The organism is Enterococcus sp. AZ089 (genome assembly GCF_050547225.1).
Taxonomy (GTDB): Bacteria; Bacillota; Bacilli; order Lactobacillales; family Enterococcaceae; genus Enterococcus_D; species Enterococcus_D entomosocium.
Window position 1 is genome coordinate 455,093 of sequence record NZ_CP172954.1, and the last position, 15,649, is coordinate 470,741.

A 15,649-nucleotide genomic window follows, 5' to 3' on the forward strand; every position below is an offset into this window, starting at 1 on the left:
TCTTAAGCTTTCTTGCCTTCTGGCTGTAAAGTGCGGGCAAGCAAACCCTTGAAAGCACCAGCAATCAGCAAAATTGACTTTTAAATATAGGGGGCATAGACTTTTATGTAAGAGTGGAACAATGGACTAAAAGGAGGAGCACAATGAAGACAACCTACGATACACCAGAGTATTATCAGAAAATGAACGCTTGGTGGCGAGCAGCCAACTACCTTTCCGTTGGTCAGATCTATTTGAAAGACAATCCCTTATTGAGCCGCCCCATCGAAGAAAAAGACTTGAAAGTGAATCCAATTGGTCACTGGGGAACGATCGCCGGACAAAATTTTATTTACACCCATCTCAATCGCGTCATCAATAAGTACGACTTAAACATGTTTTATATCGAAGGACCGGGCCATGGCGGACAAGTCATGGTTGCGAATGCTTATTTAGACGGCAGCTACAGCGAGATCTATCCAAAAGCCACCCAAGACGAAACAGGGATGAAATATTTATTCAAAACTTTCTCTTTCCCAGGTGGGATCGCTTCTCATGCGGCACCTGAAACGCCAGGTTCGATCCATGAAGGCGGCGAGCTAGGCTATTCCATCGCCCACGCTACCGGAGCTATTTTAGACAATCCCGATGTCATTGCAGCAGTAGTGGTCGGTGATGGTGAAGCCGAAACCGGACCATTAGCGGGCAGCTGGTTTTCAAATACCTTTATCAACCCAGTCAATGATGGCGCAATTTTGCCTATCTTGCATTTGAATGGCGCCAAGATTGCCAATCCAACGATTTTGGCTCGTAAAAGTGACCAAGATCTCACGAAATATTTTGAAGGCATGGGTTGGACCCCTTATTTCGTAGAAGGGGACGATCCAGAAGCCGTTCATCCGCAATTGGCACAGAAAATGGATCAAGCCATCGAACAGATCCACGCGATCCAAGCAGAAGCCCGCAAAGGTTCTGCGGAAGAAGCCGCTATGCCTCATTGGCCTGTTTTGATCGTTCGCACACCAAAAGGGTGGACTGGACCGAAAGTCTGGGATGGCGAGCCGATTGAAGGGGGCTTCCGTGCCCACCAAGTACCGATCCCTGTCAATGCGAAACATATGGAACACGTGGATGCTTTGACGGATTGGCTGCAGTCATATCGTCCAGAAGAGCTTTTTGACGAAAACGGCCGCATCAAAGCTGAGATTCAAGAATTGGCACCAAAAGGAGAGCAGCGGATGGCGGTCAACCCAATCACCAATGGGGGGATCGATCCGCAACCGCTACGCTTGCCAGATTGGCAAGCACATGCCATTGCGATCGAGACACCAGGGGAAACGACGGCCCAAGATATGATGGTCTTTGGGAAATTTGCCCGTGACATCATCAAAGAAAATCCCGACAACTTCCGCATCTTTGGCCCAGATGAAGCCAAATCCAATCGGTTGAACCATGTGTTCGAAGTCACGGACCGCCAATGGTTGGAGCCAAAACATCCTGATTATGATGAATGGCTGTCTTCAGTGGGCCGTGTGATTGATTCACAATTATCAGAACATCAAGCAGAAGGCTTCTTGGAAGGCTATGTGCTGACGGGGCGTCATGGCTTCTTTGCCAGCTACGAGTCATTCCTAAGAGTCGTTGATTCTATGATCACGCAGCACTTCAAATGGTTACGAAAAGCCCATGATCTTGACTGGCGCAACCCGTACCCCTCATTGAATTTGATCGCTTCATCAACGGTCTTCCAACAAGACCATAATGGGTACACCCACCAAGATCCAGGGATCATGACCCATATTGCAGAGAAAAAAGCCGACTTTGTGCGGGTCTACTTACCAGCCGATGCCAATAGCTTGATGGCTGTCATGGCAGAAACGCTCGCTTCTGAAGAAAAGATCAATCTAGTGGTCTCTTCGAAACACCCACGTCCGCAGTTTTATTCGGCGGATGAAGCGAAAGTGCTTGTCAAAGATGGCTTGAAAGTCATCGACTGGGCATCGACAGATGAAGGACAAGAACCGGACATCGTGATCGCAGCTGCCGGGACGGAACCGAATTTGGAAGCATTAGCTGCTGTTTCCTTGCTGATTGAAGCCTTCCCAGAGTTGAAAGTCCGCTTCATCAATGTGGTCGATCTATTGAAATTGCGTCGTCCAGAAGTCGATCCTCGTGGGTTGAGCGATGAAGCATTCGAAGCCTACTTTACGAAAGACAAACCGATCGTGTTTGCTTTCCACGGGTATGAAGGACTGATTCGCGACATCTTCTTTGGCCGTCGCAACCAACAGCTTCATATTCATGGGTACCGAGAAAATGGCGACATCACGACACCGTTTGATATGCGGATCCTTTCTGAATTGGATCGCTTCCACTTAGCCAAAGACGCCGCCGAATGGGTCTATGGAGAAAAAGCAACGGACTTTGCCAAAAAAATGGCAGACACCGTTGCGTATCACCATGACTTTATTCGAGAAAACGGCTATGATATCGCCGAAGTCGAAGAGTGGGAATGGAAACCATTGCGTTGATTTTTTCTCCACAACATCAGCGAAAGATAATTTAAGAACAGAAGAAGAACAAACAGTACAAAACGATCCGCAACAGGGTCGGGACGCCTTACCAAGGAAGCCCGACCGACTGTCTGCGGATCGTTTTTTTAAAAGACGTCGAAACCGTAATTTTTGATATGCTGTTTTAACAAGGCGATATAGTCCAAAGCCATCTCACTCAGTTCCATTTTCTTGTGTTTGAGGTAACCTAGTGTCATCGCATCATCGACTTCCAAAGGAATCGCAACGATTTTTTCATCATTCAGCTCACTGCTGATGATCCCAGAGCTGATGGTATAGCCGTTGAGACCCACCATCAAATTGAAGATCGTGGCACGATCGCTGATGCGAATGTGTTTTTTGCGTTGTAAAGTGCTTAAGATCTCTTCAGAAAAGTAGAAGGAATTGGTTTCCCCTTGTTCGTACGACAAATAGGTATAAGGTTCCAAATCAGCTAATGTGATGCTTTTTTTCTGAGTCAGTGGATTTTCTCGGCCGATGAAGACGTGGGGTTTGGCTTCAAATAAAGGAATGAATTGCAGGTCTTTTTCGTGGATCAAACGGGTGAGGACCGTCGTGTTGAAATCATTCAGATAAATGACCCCCAATTCGCTCTTAAACGTCTGGATATCATCCAATACATTTTGTGTTTGGGTCTCCCGCAAGGTGAATTGAAATTCATCTTCCCCTAACTGTTTGACCAGCTCTACGAAGGCGTGGACGACGAAGGCATAGTGCTGTGCAGAAACACTGAAAACATGCTTGCGATGGCTGTCTTTGCGAAAGCGTTCGTCCAAGAGATTGACTTGGTCTAAAACATTTCGAGCATAGTTGAGAAAGGAACGGCCATCATCGGTCAAGGTCACCCCTAATTTACTGCGGTAAAACAGCTGCAGATCATACTCTTTTTCCAACTCTTTCATGGCTTGGGAGAGGGATGGCTGACTGATGAAAAGCTGTTTGGCGGCTTCATTGAAAGAGCCGGTCTCTACGATTTTTTCCAAATATTCAAGCTGCTGGATACGCATGGGAAGCAACCTCCTTTTTGTGTTATAGGTATTGCCTATGGAATATATAAGTTTATAAGTATTATCTATAGTATAAGATGTTTGCTAGAATAAATCTAACAATTTTGAAAACTTTGTATAGGAGGAATGGATATGGCAACAGACAAATTTCAGCTTGTGGGGTCATTGTTACGACCACAAGATTTATTGGACTACAAAAATCAAATCGAGCATCGGGAGGACATCCGCTACCCGTTTTATGATGCGTTTCCTGGCTACCAAGAAACGGAAGCAAAAGCGATCGCTGACATCATTGCAGCGCAAAAAGAACACGGCATTACAGTCATCACAGATGGCGAACATGGCCGCTCGATGTGGCACCTGGATTTTCTCTGGGGATTAAAAGGCGTTGAGCGCTATATCTCCGATCATGGGTATGCCTTTGAAGATTTGGACGGTGGACATTTTGAAACGCGTAAAGACATCGGCATCCGGATCACAGAACCATTATCTGGCAAAAACCATCATTATTTGACATTGTTTAAAGAAACCAAACGCCAAGCTGGCGACCTGCCAGTCAAAATCACCGTCTGGGGGGCTGCCCACGCGTTTACCGAGCTGACTGTCTTTAACGACCTCGTTGGTGAAGGTCAGGTATATCCAACGAAAGAAGCCTTGCGGGAAGGGCTGCTTAACGCCTACAAGGAATTCTTGCAGGAATACCGAGAAGCCGGTGGTGAGATCGTTCAGTTCGATGATTGTTTATGGGAACTATTTGCTGAAGACAATGACAAGAGCTTCTTTACCCAAGGCCATGACGGCTTAGAAGCGTTAGCTGATGAATTCGTGGCGATCAACAACGAAGTCGCTGATTACGCCCACGAATTAGGATTAAAAGTCTGGACCCACAATTGTCGTGGCAATTACCAAAGCCGCGCGGCAGCCAGTGGTACCTACAAAGCGATCGCCGAAAAATTCTTGCGTGACCAGCATTATGACCGCTTTTTCCTAGAGTGGGATGATGACCGTGCCGGTGATATCTCGGCTTTAGAAGCGCTGAAAGATCGCCCAGAAGTGGAGGTTGTCTTAGGCTTATTATCCAGCAAAACCGCCACATTAGACGATGAAGAGCGAGTGATCGCCTTATTAGACAAAGCTAGTCAAATCATTCCTAAGGAGCGGCTTTATCTTTCTCATCAATGTGGCTTTGCCTCTTGTGACTGCGGCAATGAGCTTTCGACTGAGCAGCAATGGGCAAAAATCAAGCAAGGGCAAGCCTTAGCTGAAGCATACTTCGGTTAAGCAGTTGCGTCTTCTTTTCCCTGAATCTTCCCCTCGAAATCGGTGCATGCGACAAAGTTTCGAAAATTTCAGAAAAAATGTTTGACATTTTCTTTAAGAGCGAGTAAAGTAAGACACAACTTAATGAAACAGACATCGAAAAGAAGAGTAGCAAGGCTTGCTGTTTGAAGAGAGTCTCTGGTTGGTGCAAAGAGATAACGCATGGTTGTGAAACACATCTTGGAGTCGTTTTTCCGAAAGAAAAGTAGGAGAGACCGGGTTTGCCCGTTACAGCAGCAGTCATTGATTGATGACTTTCTGAGTTCAGTTGCTGTGAAGCACTGATAAACAAAGGTGGAACCGCGTTGATAACGTCCTTTAGCTGTAATGGCTAGGGGACGTTTTTTTTCTCTTTTTTTGCGGCTCACCGAAAACCGAAAGTGGAAGGGTCACAAGGACTGCACGAGGCCTTTTCCTGTGAAGGAAAGGCAAATTGAGGTGGAACCACGTATCTAGCGTCCTCTGGCAAATGCCAGTGTGCGCTTTTTTTGTTTTTCTTTTTTAGAAAAATGAAACTTGCCAGTTGCCCTCACCAGCCAACGCACAGCGCCACATAAGCGTCGGAGTAAGCCGTCGCTAAGCTGTTTTTCTGCCAAGCGAAATTGAAACCTATCAAGGAGGAAGTCACCATGTTTGAGTATTTAGTCAATGTTATGCCCCAACTAATTTCAGGAACCGGAATCACCGTTAAATTGTTCGCACTGACCTTAATCGGGTCCATTCCCTTAGGCATCTTGTTTGCCTTTGTTTTAGCCAGTCGCCTGCGTATTTTGAAATTGATCGTGCAAGTCTACGTTTGGTTGATGCGAGGAACACCTTTATTGCTACAGCTGATCTTCGTATTCTACGGTCTGCCGATCTTAGGGATCGTCTTTGACCGCTTTGAAGCAGCCTTGATCGCCTTTATTATCAATTACGCTGCTTATTTTGCCGAGATTTTCCGTGGAGGGATCCAATCGATTCCAGCCGGACAATACGAAGCCGCGAAAGTCTTGCGTTTGTCCCCAATCCAAACGATCCAAAAAATCATCATCCCACAAGTCGTCAAGATCACCCTGCCATCTGTCGGCAATGAAGTCATCAATCTTGTCAAAGACACATCTCTGGTCTACATCTTGGGCTTGTCAGACGTGATGCGAATCGGAAAAATCGCCATGGAGCGAGACAGTACCTTGCTTCCGTTAGTTGGGGTCGGCTTGATCTACTTGGTGATGACGGGCGTCTTCACGTTATTGTTAAAACAAATCGAGACCAAACTGGACTATTACCGTTAGGAGGAACCACGTATGTTAGAACTAAAACAAGTATCAAAATCATTTGGCGCTAAAAAAGTCATCGATCAGCTAGACCTGACGATCGAAGACGGCAGTATCTTAGCAGTGGTCGGTCCTTCCGGTGGCGGGAAAACCACCTTGCTTCGGACACTGGCTGGGTTAGAAACGATCGATTCTGGAAGCTTTTTGCTGGATGGCAAAGCCTTTGATCCCACCGACACAAAAGAACAAGAACAAGTCGTCGGTGTCGTCTTTCAAGACTTCCAATTGTTTCCGCACTTGTCGGTTTTTGAAAACATCACTTTGGCACCAAAAATGGTGCTGAAACAAGACAAGGCCGCGTATACAGCAAAAGCCGAACAGTTGGCAGAAAAACTAGGGTTAAGTGACCTACTAGGCCAATATCCCTTCCAGTTGTCCGGGGGGCAGCGGCAACGAGTGGCTATTGCACGAGCGATGGCGATGAATCCCAAAGTGTTGGCTTATGACGAGCCTACCAGTGCCTTAGATCCAGGCTTGAGACAGCAAGTCGAACAGCTGATCTTGGATCTGAAAAAAGAAGGAGTGACCCAGATCGTGGTGACCCATGATTTGGTTTTTGCCGAAAATATCGGCGATCAATTATTAAAAGTAGCAGGAGAATAAGGGGGAGAAAAAAATGAAAAAATTACTATTGACGGGAATCGCAGCAGCAAGTGTATTTTTATTAGGGGCGTGCGGCAGTAGCAATGACACCACAACCAGTGCCGCTGACAAAGAAGAAGTGATCGTCGGCCTAGACGATACCTTCGTACCGATGGGCTTTAAAGACGACCAAGGCAACATCGTTGGGTTTGATGTGGATTTAGCCACAGCGATTTTGGATCTAACAGGAACCAAAGTCAAATTTCAACCAATCGATTGGTCCATGAAAGAAACCGAACTAAGCAATGGCACCATCGATATGATCTGGAACGGGTATACCAAAACCGCAGCTCGTGAAGAAAAAGTATTGTTTACAGATACTTATATGGAAAATAAACAAGTCTTGGTCACAGCGAAATCAAGCGGCATTACTAGTTTTGATGATATGGCGGGCAAAGTCTTAGGTGCCCAAGAAGGTTCTTCTGGTTATGAGACCTTCAATAACCAACCGGAAGTTTTGAAGGATCTCGTAGACGGCAATGACGCAACCTTGTATGCCAGCTTTAATGAAGCCTTTATCGATCTAGAAAACGGTCGGATCGACGGTCTTTTGATCGACCGTGTCTACGCAGAATATTATTTGACTCAAACAGGCAAAACCGATGACTTCAACGAAATCGAAAGCCCCTTTGAAGCAGAAGATTTTGCTGTAGGTGTGCGGAAAGACGATCAAGCCATGGCAGATAAAATCAACGATGGTTTGAAAGAATTGCAAGACAATGGTACCTTTGCTGAAATCTCTGAAAAGTGGTTTGGCGAAGACGTCACACCAAACTAAAAACAAGTCAACAAGAGGCACTGGCTGCTTAGCAGCTGGTGTTTTTTTCATCATTTAAGAAATTTTCGCTTAAATTCCAACAGCTAACCAAAATTTCTCACAGGAAAACTTTTGTTCGCCTTCTTTTTTCGTTATAATAGGGAAAGATGAAAAGAGGGATAGAAATGGCGCAAAAAAAACGCGCAAAGAAACGCAAAACAAAAAAACAACAAAAACAGCAAGAGAAATTAATGCTGGTCGGCGTCGGCCTGCTCTTTGTCTTGTTTTCGATATTTGGCTTTTTCCATTTAGGTTTTTTAGGAACCTTGATTGCCAACGGGTTTCGGATCGTTGGCGGAAACACGTACCAATTTTTGAGTGTTGCCCTAGCTGCTTATGGTGTCTGGTTAGCGATCAAAACGACCGATGCTCGGTTTAAGAGCATTCGGCGAGTGATCGGCTGTATATTGGTGTATTTTGGTTTACTGATCATCCTCCATGCGCAAATCTTTAGTAATGTGGTGGGAGAACAAGCCAATATCTTCCAAACGACGTGGATGACGCTGTTAGGCGATATCCGGCGCAGCCAAGTGACCCAAAATGTCGGGGGCGGAATGATTGGCGCCATGCTTTATGGGGCGACCTATTTTCTTGTTTCCCAGATCGGCAGCTACATCATCGCTGTTTTACTCATGCTGATCGGGGCGTTCTTGTTCAGCCAAATGAGCAGCCACGAGTTAGTGGAGCACCTGCAAGTAGCTGGTGACAAGCTGCAGCGGTTGTTAGAAGGCTCTCCAGAAAAGCAAGCCGAACGAGAAGCCCGCAAAGCGGAACGAGCAGCAGAGAAACAAGCGGCGAAAGAAGCCAAAAAAGAAGCCGAGCGAGCAGCAGTCATGGCGGAGATCAAAGAAAAGAATCAAGTCCGACCAATGACAGAAGACGAAAAATCAGCAAAAGAACAGCAGATGCAAGCGCCAGCTGATTTTGAACCTGAGCAGCTGAGCTTTGTACCCATCGACCACTTCCAAGAATTGCCGCAAGCGGCGGCACCAGAGGCCGCTCAAGCACCGCATCCAGCAGGAAACAAACCGGGACCAAGCAAAAAGGTCAACGAAGACGGGGAGATCCTCGATGACGATGGTGAAGTATTGGAATTTGAGATTTCGGAAGAAGCTGAAAATCGTGATTATGAATTGCCTTCAGCGCAATTACTCGATTCGATCCCTTCAACGGATCAAAGCAGCGAGTACAAAAAGATCGAACAAAATATTGGTGTGTTAGAAACCACCTTCCAAAGCTTCGGTGTTGACGCAAAAGTCGTCAAAGCTAGCTTAGGACCAGCAGTAACCAAATTCGAAGTTCAACCAGCAGTAGGGGTCAAAGTCAGCAAAATCGTCGGGTTGACCGATGATATCGCCTTAGCCTTGGCCGCCAAAGACGTCCGGATGGAAGCGCCGATCCCAGGGAAATCATTGATTGGGATCGAAGTTCCAAACAGCGCAGTCAGCATGGTTTCATTCCGAGAAGTGATCGAAGCCCAACCAGATCATCCAGATAAACTATTAGAAGTACCTTTAGGACGCGATATTTCTGGCCGTGTCCAAACGGCAGACTTAACGAAAATGCCCCATCTCTTGATTGCCGGATCGACCGGGAGCGGGAAGTCCGTAGCCATCAACGGCATCATCACCAGTATTTTGATGCGGGCAAAACCCCATGAAGTCAAACTGATGATGATCGACCCGAAAATGGTTGAATTAAATGTTTACAATGGGATTCCCCATCTCTTGACACCCGTTGTGACCAATCCTCGCAAAGCGGCGCAAGCGTTGCAAAAAGTGGTCAAGGAAATGGAAGAACGCTACGAAAAATTTGCGGCAACTGGGGTCCGAAATATTACTGGCTACAACGATTTAGTAATCAATAAGAATTTAGAAGATGGCGAAAATCGTCCGATCTTGCCATTCATTGTGGTGATCGTTGATGAGTTAGCTGACTTGATGATGGTTGCTAGCAACGAAGTCGAAGATGCCATCATTCGTTTGGCACAAATGGCGCGGGCAGCTGGTATCCATATGATCTTAGCAACGCAACGACCAAGTGTGGATGTCATTACAGGGATCATCAAAGCCAATGTTCCATCACGGATGGCGTTTGCTGTTTCCAGCGGTGTCGATTCTCGGACCATCATTGATGGGAACGGGGCCGAAAAACTGCTGGGCCGCGGCGACATGCTTTATCTGCCGATGGGTGAGAACAAACCGATTCGGGTCCAAGGGGCATTTATTTCCGACCAAGAAGTCGAACGAGTGGTTGAATTCGTGACAGATCAGCAAGAAGCCAATTATGAAGAAAAAATGATGGTCACTGAGGAAGAAACGAGTGCCGGCAGCAGCGGACAACCGCAAGATGAGCTGTTCGAAGACGCCAAAGCACTTGTGGTGGAAATGCAGACCGCCAGCGTTTCTCTCTTGCAGCGACGTTTTCGCATCGGCTATAACCGAGCGGCTCGGTTAGTGGATGAATTAGAAGATCAAGGCGTCGTTGGACCTTCTGAAGGCAGCAAGCCACGGAAAGTCTTGATCGAGCCGCAACCAGAAGACATTCCTACCTTTGATGAATAAGGAGAACACCAGACCAATCCAATGAGAGAAAGGCGAGATAGCAATGAAACGCAAACACATTCTTTACCGTGATGTTGCCGATAAGCTCAAAGAAGACATCATGTCGGGTCGCTACCCGATTGGTTCATTTTTACCGACGGAAACAGAATTGGAAGCTACCTTCAATGTCAGCAAGATCACTGTCCGCAAAGCCATCGAATTGTTAGCGGCAGATGAGTATGTGGAAAAACGCAGCGGACGTGGGACGACGGTTTTAAGCAATCGCCCCTACAACAAGCTGTCAAAAGGCACGACGTTTAGCCAATTGCTTGAAAAGACCGGCAAGGAATACACAAAGAAAAACCTCAGCTATGAATTAGTCGAACTTGCGCCTGAACACCCTGCGTATTCTTTGATGGGCAAAGAAGTCATGCGTTTACGTCGCATGTACTATTTTGACCACCAACCTTTTATTTACTATGAGTACCATTTGCCAAAGCAACTAAAGGGAACCTCCATCGAGGTCTTTGAAGAGAAATCATTGTATCGCCTATTGGATGAACATCGAATGATCATCGATCGCTTTCAAGATGCGTTTGTGGCAACGACGTTGACTGAAGAGCAACAGAAGTTTATGATCACGCCGGAGGTCGCTGCCTTGAAACGAACCCGTTATTCGTATGATCTACAAGGAGAAGTGGTAGAATATACAGAAGGGATCTATAACACTGCCTTGCATCCGTATATGATCGAATTTGAAGCCTAGTCATTGATTAGGCTTTTTTAGCAAAAAGTGGTATCAAAATCAGAAGTGGAGCGTGAAATACATGAGAAAAATCGCCTTTTTAGGAGCCGGTAACATGGCAAAAGCTATCATTAATGGCTTGATTGCAGCAAAGCTGTATGAACCAGCAGAGATCTTGGTTTATAACCATCGCTACGAGCCGACTTTGGCACAATTAGAAAAAGAAACCGGGATCACTGGGACAACTAAGCTGGCGGATGTCACAGAAAAAGCAGAGATCTTCGTCTTAGCAGTCAAACCTTTTGTCTTTCCCCGCTTGCTTGCTGATTTAAAAGCAGGATTGACTGAGGAACATTTGCTAGTATCCATTGCCGCGGGTGTGACGATCGCGCAAATGGAAGAAATCATCGGTGCGCACAAAATCGTGCGGGTCATGCCAAATACCCCCGCACTTGTCGGCGAAGGGATGTCTTCTATCAGCCCCAACGGTCAAGTAACGGAAGCCGAAGCCAACGAAGTCAAACAACTTTTTGAAAGCCTTGGGAAAGCCGAGCAAGTACCAGAAAGCATGATCGATGCAGTCATTGGTGTCAGTGGTTCTTCGCCAGCCTACACGTATTTATTCATTGAAGCTTTGGCAGATGGAGCAGTGGCAGAAGGTATGCCGCGGCCGATGGCGTATGAATTTGCTGCTCAAGCGGTATTAGGCGCAGCGAAGATGGTACTAGAGACGAAGGAACACCCAGGTGTCTTAAAGGATCGTGTCAGCTCGCCTGGGGGCACAACGATCCAAGCAGTCAAAACCTTAGAGGAAAATGGCTTTCGTGCGGCTGTCATCAAAGCAGTGCAAGCAGCTGCTGACAAAAGTCGGGAAATGTCTTGATACCCAGTGAGTGAGGGGAAAATCTTAGCAAAACGAAGGAGCGTTTATGAAAGAACTTTTGATTTTTGATTTTGATGGATTGTTAGTCGATACTGAAAAAGTCTATTTTGATGGGTGGTTGGCTCTATTTAAAAAGTATCAGCTTCCGATTACAGCCGCTGATATTTTTGGTTGGCGTGGTCAAAGTTGGCAACAGACGGCTAGTAAATTAGCCGACCTCGTAGGCGGTCAGCAGCGGGTGCAGGAATTACGAGCAGAACGGGAAGTCTATATTGCCCAGCAAATAACTGATGGCACCTTCAAAACTAAACCCTATGCGAAAGAAACCATCGCATTGGCTAGGGAGAAAGGCTTCCAAACGGCACTAGCCACCTCGACGATGAAAAAAAGAGCCTCTGAATTGTTGGCGCATTTCGATTTGTTGCAGGCCTTTGACTATCAGACCTTTGGCGATGATGTCTCCGCCCATAAACCTGATCCCGCACCTTACTTGCTGACTTTAGAAAAAGCGCAAGTCGCAGCAGAAAAAGCATTAGTCATGGAAGATTCTCTTGTGGGAGCAACAGCTGCGACGCGTGCGGAGATCGATGTCGTGTTGATTCCCGATCAAAGTTTTGATCAAGTCTACTCCCCAGAAGAGAAGGCCGGACTTCAGTTATATGGCGAAGCCACCTCACTGAAATATGTGTATGATTTATTGGCAAAGGATCAACTGAAATAACACCTAAAAAAGCTTCCTTTTCGTTGCAGAAAAAGGAAGCTTTTTTTGTGAAGAAAAGACCGGTAAAAAAAACAGTTCAAAGGATATGAGTGGTTTGTTTTTCGCCATCATGGTAAAGTTAAAGAAAGTTTAACAATAAGCGAAAAAAAACAAAAAGTAAAGGGGTTTCATTTTGACAAAAACGTCCATTTGTCAAAAGGACTTTTCTTGGTCGATCGTAGCCGTTGGCGGCGGGGGAAAAACATGGTAAATTATCCTTCGACGAAGAACTAGTGGGGGAAGAAAAAAATGAATAAACTAAAGAATGTTTTCTATTTATATAAACTGGACTGGAAACGAATTTTCAGCAATCCAATCTCTGCATTTTTGATCATTGCCTTAATGATCTTACCCTCGCTTTATGCGTGGTTCAATATCAAAGCACTTTGGGATCCATATGGCAACACCAGTGAATTGCCAATCGCCGTGTATAGTGCGGATAAAGGGGCAGAATTTCAAGGCAAGCATATCGATATCGGTGATGAAGTCATCGACACCCTCCATGATAACAAACAGTTAGGCTGGCGTTTCGTGGATTCAAAAGAGGACTTGGTAGAAGGAGTCAAATCAGGAAAGTATTACGCCGGTATTTATCTGCCAGCTGATTTTTCAGATGATCTGATCAGCTTTACCAGCGGGACAATTGAAAAACCGACCATTGAGTATTACAGTAACCAAAAAATCAACGCCATCGCACCAAAAATCACCGAGAAAGGAGCTAGCAGCCTTCAAGAAGAGATCTCACAGAACTTTATTGAAACCGCCAGCTCTACGTTAATAAAAGTCTTCAATGAAATCGGCTATGACATTGATTCCAACTTAGTCAGCATCAACAAAGTCAAATCCATGATCTTAGATACCGATGACAATTTGGCTACGATCGACGGTTATACGAAAGAGATCGTCACCTTGCACGATAAGTTTCCAGAAATCAAAGAAAAGATCGCAAAAGCCGAAGAATTTACCGATTATATTCCGCAAGTGGATGCCATGGGGGAAAAACTGATTGGCCTAAACGATAAGCTGCCGACATTGAAGAAAGAAGCCAGCATCATTTTGACCTTGCAAGAGAAGATCCCAGAGATCCAAAATGCCGGCAAACAATTGAAGATAATCGATGATGATTTTGATGACATTGCCAGCACCATGACGGACGGCATCGATACTGCCAAACAAGGACTGCAAGTCATCGAACAAGTGCAAGCCGCGTTACCACAGATCGAACAACTAGGCGACCAAGCCGCCAGCTTCGCCACAGCGACCAAAGATGGGGCGCAACAGTTGCAAGATGCCCTGCCAAGTATTTCTAGCAGTGTGAAGGTGACGATTGAGTCGATCAGTCAAGTGGCAACAACTACTGCTGGGCTGACAAGTACGATTCGTCAAGCACTAGCTGACAATGAACTAACGGATGAAGAGCGTCAAGCAATCAGTGCAACGATCACTGACTTTCAAAAGAACATCCAGCAACAACAAGCAGCCTTGGATTCCTTGATTGCCTTTTTAACCAATATTCAGAATTCCGGTAGTAACGCCGATTTAGAAGGTATCATTACGCAACTAAGCAATGCTAAAACATCGCTAGGAGTTTTATCTGACCGCTTATCGCAATTGAATAACCTTGTTCAAAATGGTTCTGTTGATGAAATTACAGCGTACCTCGATCAAGTTACCGCAGCTGCTCAAAACATCGCTGATCTCATGAACAGCATCAATGTTGATTCAATCACTGCAACCATCAACGACATTCTAACCAAACTAATCGAAACCATCACCACTGCCGAAGATGTCTTGAAAAAAGCCCAAGAAATCGATTTTGACTCGTTGCTGTCTTCCACCAAATCAGTGGTCAGCAATGCCGTGACGATTTTGGAAAAATACCAAAAAGAATTGCCTGCCATCAAGCAAGAATTGCACGATGCCAATACGATGCTGAATGGTCATATGGATGAAATCGTCAATGCCATCAATAAAGGAGCCGACCTGTACAACAACGAATTGCCAGTTGTCGAAGAAAAATTAGGGTTGGCCGTAGACTTCTTGCAAAACGATTGGCCAACCATCAAATCAGAAATCAGTTCTACGATGGCGATGGTGGATGAAAAACTGCCAGAAGTTGAAAAAGCCTTGGATGCGGCTGTCGATTTAATCAATAACGATTGGCCAAGTATCAAAGCAGGCATCCACAAAGCCGCTGATGCGATCCGAGCAGGAGAAAATGAAGTCGATCTCGGGGAAGTCATCAAATTATTGAAACTTGATGCCACGGATGAAGCCGACTTCTTCAAACAACCAGTGGAATTAAAAAGCAATGAAATCTACCCAATCGCCAACAATGGTTCAGCTAGCACACCATTTTATACCGCATTGTGTTTGTGGGTAGGGGCATTATTATTGTCAAGTGTCGCTACAACGGAGTATCATTTAGAGAAGAAAGACAAAAAACGCTTTACACAACGTGAAACCTTTGTGGCACGGATGCTGACGTTCTTGACGATGGCAGTCGCCCAAAGTTTGATCGTGACCCTAGGAAATATGTTTTTATTAGGCGTCGATGTCCACAACCCTGTGTACAGTGTCTTCTTCGCATTACTCGTCGGACTCGCCTTTATGATGATCGTCTACGTACTGGCGGGACTGTTCGGCAACCTCGGGAAAGGGATCGCCATCATTATTTTGGTTCTCTCCATTTCAGGTGGGGGAGGAAACTACCCAATCCAAGTCTCTGGGAAGTTCTTCCAATTCATTAATCCGCTACTGCCGTTTACTCATGCGGTCAATCTGTTAAGAGAATCAGCCGGTGGGATCTATTGGCCAAACGCTATCCCGCAGTTGATCATTTTAACGATTTTGTTCCTAGTCTTTGGGATCGTCGGTACGTACGCGTATCCTTATCTAGTCAACTCTACGAAGAAACTAAGTGACATTTCCAAAGAAAGTCATTTCTTCCACTAAAATCTTAAAGCAGAAAGAGCATTTGTTCTTTCTGCTTTTGTGCCATCACGTGAAATTTCTAATAATCAAAAGAGGGAAAAAGGGTCGTTTTTTCATCTGATTTTCATTG

Annotated in this window: 11 protein-coding genes and 1 other annotated feature; of the genes, 10 read left to right on the top strand and 1 reads right to left on the bottom strand. The window is 45.6% G+C overall.

What is annotated here, in order from left to right:
* Positions 1-143 precede the first annotated feature (143 nt).
* Positions 144-2,510: a phosphoketolase family protein gene (locus IGJ01_RS02160; RefSeq protein ID WP_430601345.1), complete on the top strand. Its 2,367-nt coding sequence runs from the start codon at positions 144-146 to the stop codon at positions 2,508-2,510.
* A 128-nt stretch (positions 2,511-2,638) separates the two neighbouring features.
* Here the strand turns inward: IGJ01_RS02160 and IGJ01_RS02165 are convergent, their stop codons facing one another.
* Positions 2,639-3,559 (bottom strand): LysR family transcriptional regulator, encoded by a 921-nt coding sequence (locus IGJ01_RS02165; protein ID WP_430601346.1) that lies wholly within the window; start codon positions 3,557-3,559, stop codon positions 2,639-2,641.
* Positions 3,560-3,685: 126 nt separating this feature from the next.
* On the opposite strand from IGJ01_RS02165, the gene IGJ01_RS02170 reads away from it, so the two are divergent.
* The 9 genes from IGJ01_RS02170 to IGJ01_RS02210 all read left to right on the top strand — a co-directional run bounded on the left by IGJ01_RS02170 (position 3,686) and on the right by IGJ01_RS02210 (position 15,540).
* Positions 3,686-4,840, top strand: a complete 1,155-nt coding sequence (locus IGJ01_RS02170) for a cobalamin-independent methionine synthase II family protein (protein ID WP_430601347.1) — start codon at positions 3,686-3,688, stop codon at positions 4,838-4,840.
* 126 nt (positions 4,841-4,966) lie between these two features.
* Positions 4,967-5,201: a binding site (T-box leader), on the top strand.
* Positions 5,202-5,508: 307 nt separating this feature from the next.
* Entirely contained in the window at positions 5,509-6,153 is a 645-nt protein-coding gene (locus IGJ01_RS02175; RefSeq protein ID WP_005232226.1) for an amino acid ABC transporter permease, read from the top strand.
* 12 nt (positions 6,154-6,165) lie between these two features.
* Positions 6,166-6,798 carry an amino acid ABC transporter ATP-binding protein gene (locus tag IGJ01_RS02180; protein WP_086299043.1) on the top strand — a complete coding sequence of 211 codons (633 nt, stop codon included), beginning with the start codon at positions 6,166-6,168 and terminating at the stop codon, positions 6,796-6,798.
* A 13-nt stretch (positions 6,799-6,811) separates the two neighbouring features.
* Positions 6,812-7,615 carry an amino acid ABC transporter substrate-binding protein gene (locus IGJ01_RS02185; protein ID WP_373192455.1) on the top strand — a complete coding sequence of 268 codons (804 nt, stop codon included), beginning with the start codon at positions 6,812-6,814 and terminating at the stop codon, positions 7,613-7,615.
* Positions 7,616-7,779: 164 nt separating this feature from the next.
* Positions 7,780-10,218: an FtsK/SpoIIIE family DNA translocase gene (locus IGJ01_RS02190; RefSeq protein WP_034872062.1), complete on the top strand. Its 2,439-nt coding sequence runs from the start codon at positions 7,780-7,782 to the stop codon at positions 10,216-10,218.
* 43 nt (positions 10,219-10,261) lie between these two features.
* Complete coding sequence (locus IGJ01_RS02195; protein ID WP_005232219.1) at positions 10,262-10,963, top strand: GntR family transcriptional regulator; 702 nt, start codon at positions 10,262-10,264, stop codon at positions 10,961-10,963.
* A gap of 61 nt (positions 10,964-11,024) precedes the next feature.
* Positions 11,025-11,825 carry a pyrroline-5-carboxylate reductase gene (gene proC / locus IGJ01_RS02200; RefSeq protein WP_008376116.1) on the top strand — a complete coding sequence of 267 codons (801 nt, stop codon included), beginning with the start codon at positions 11,025-11,027 and terminating at the stop codon, positions 11,823-11,825.
* A 46-nt stretch (positions 11,826-11,871) separates the two neighbouring features.
* On the top strand, positions 11,872-12,546 hold the full coding sequence (locus tag IGJ01_RS02205) for an HAD family hydrolase (RefSeq protein ID WP_005232216.1): 675 nt from the start codon (positions 11,872-11,874) through the stop codon (positions 12,544-12,546).
* A gap of 288 nt (positions 12,547-12,834) precedes the next feature.
* Positions 12,835-15,540 (top strand): YhgE/Pip family protein, encoded by a 2,706-nt coding sequence (locus IGJ01_RS02210; protein ID WP_430601348.1) that lies wholly within the window; start codon positions 12,835-12,837, stop codon positions 15,538-15,540.
* Positions 15,541-15,649 lie beyond the last annotated feature (109 nt).

Excerpts from the sequence above, each read along its gene's own strand:
- IGJ01_RS02160 (WP_430601345.1), top strand. The coding sequence starts at position 144 with ATGAAGACAACCTACGATACACCAGAGTATTATCAGAAAATGAACGCT.
- IGJ01_RS02165 (WP_430601346.1), bottom strand. The coding sequence starts at position 3,559 with ATGCGTATCCAGCAGCTTGAATATTTGGAAAAAATCGTAGAGACCGGC.
- IGJ01_RS02170 (WP_430601347.1), top strand. The coding sequence starts at position 3,686 with ATGGATATGGCAACAGACAAATTTCAGCTTGTGGGGTCATTGTTACGA.
- IGJ01_RS02175 (WP_005232226.1), top strand. The coding sequence starts at position 5,509 with ATGTTTGAGTATTTAGTCAATGTTATGCCCCAACTAATTTCAGGAACC.
- IGJ01_RS02180 (WP_086299043.1), top strand. The coding sequence starts at position 6,166 with ATGTTAGAACTAAAACAAGTATCAAAATCATTTGGCGCTAAAAAAGTC.
- IGJ01_RS02185 (WP_373192455.1), top strand. The coding sequence starts at position 6,812 with ATGAAAAAATTACTATTGACGGGAATCGCAGCAGCAAGTGTATTTTTA.
- IGJ01_RS02190 (WP_034872062.1), top strand. The coding sequence starts at position 7,780 with ATGGCGCAAAAAAAACGCGCAAAGAAACGCAAAACAAAAAAACAACAA.
- IGJ01_RS02195 (WP_005232219.1), top strand. The coding sequence starts at position 10,262 with ATGAAACGCAAACACATTCTTTACCGTGATGTTGCCGATAAGCTCAAA.
- proC (WP_008376116.1), top strand. The coding sequence starts at position 11,025 with ATGAGAAAAATCGCCTTTTTAGGAGCCGGTAACATGGCAAAAGCTATC.
- IGJ01_RS02205 (WP_005232216.1), top strand. The coding sequence starts at position 11,872 with ATGAAAGAACTTTTGATTTTTGATTTTGATGGATTGTTAGTCGATACT.
- IGJ01_RS02210 (WP_430601348.1), top strand. The coding sequence starts at position 12,835 with ATGAATAAACTAAAGAATGTTTTCTATTTATATAAACTGGACTGGAAA.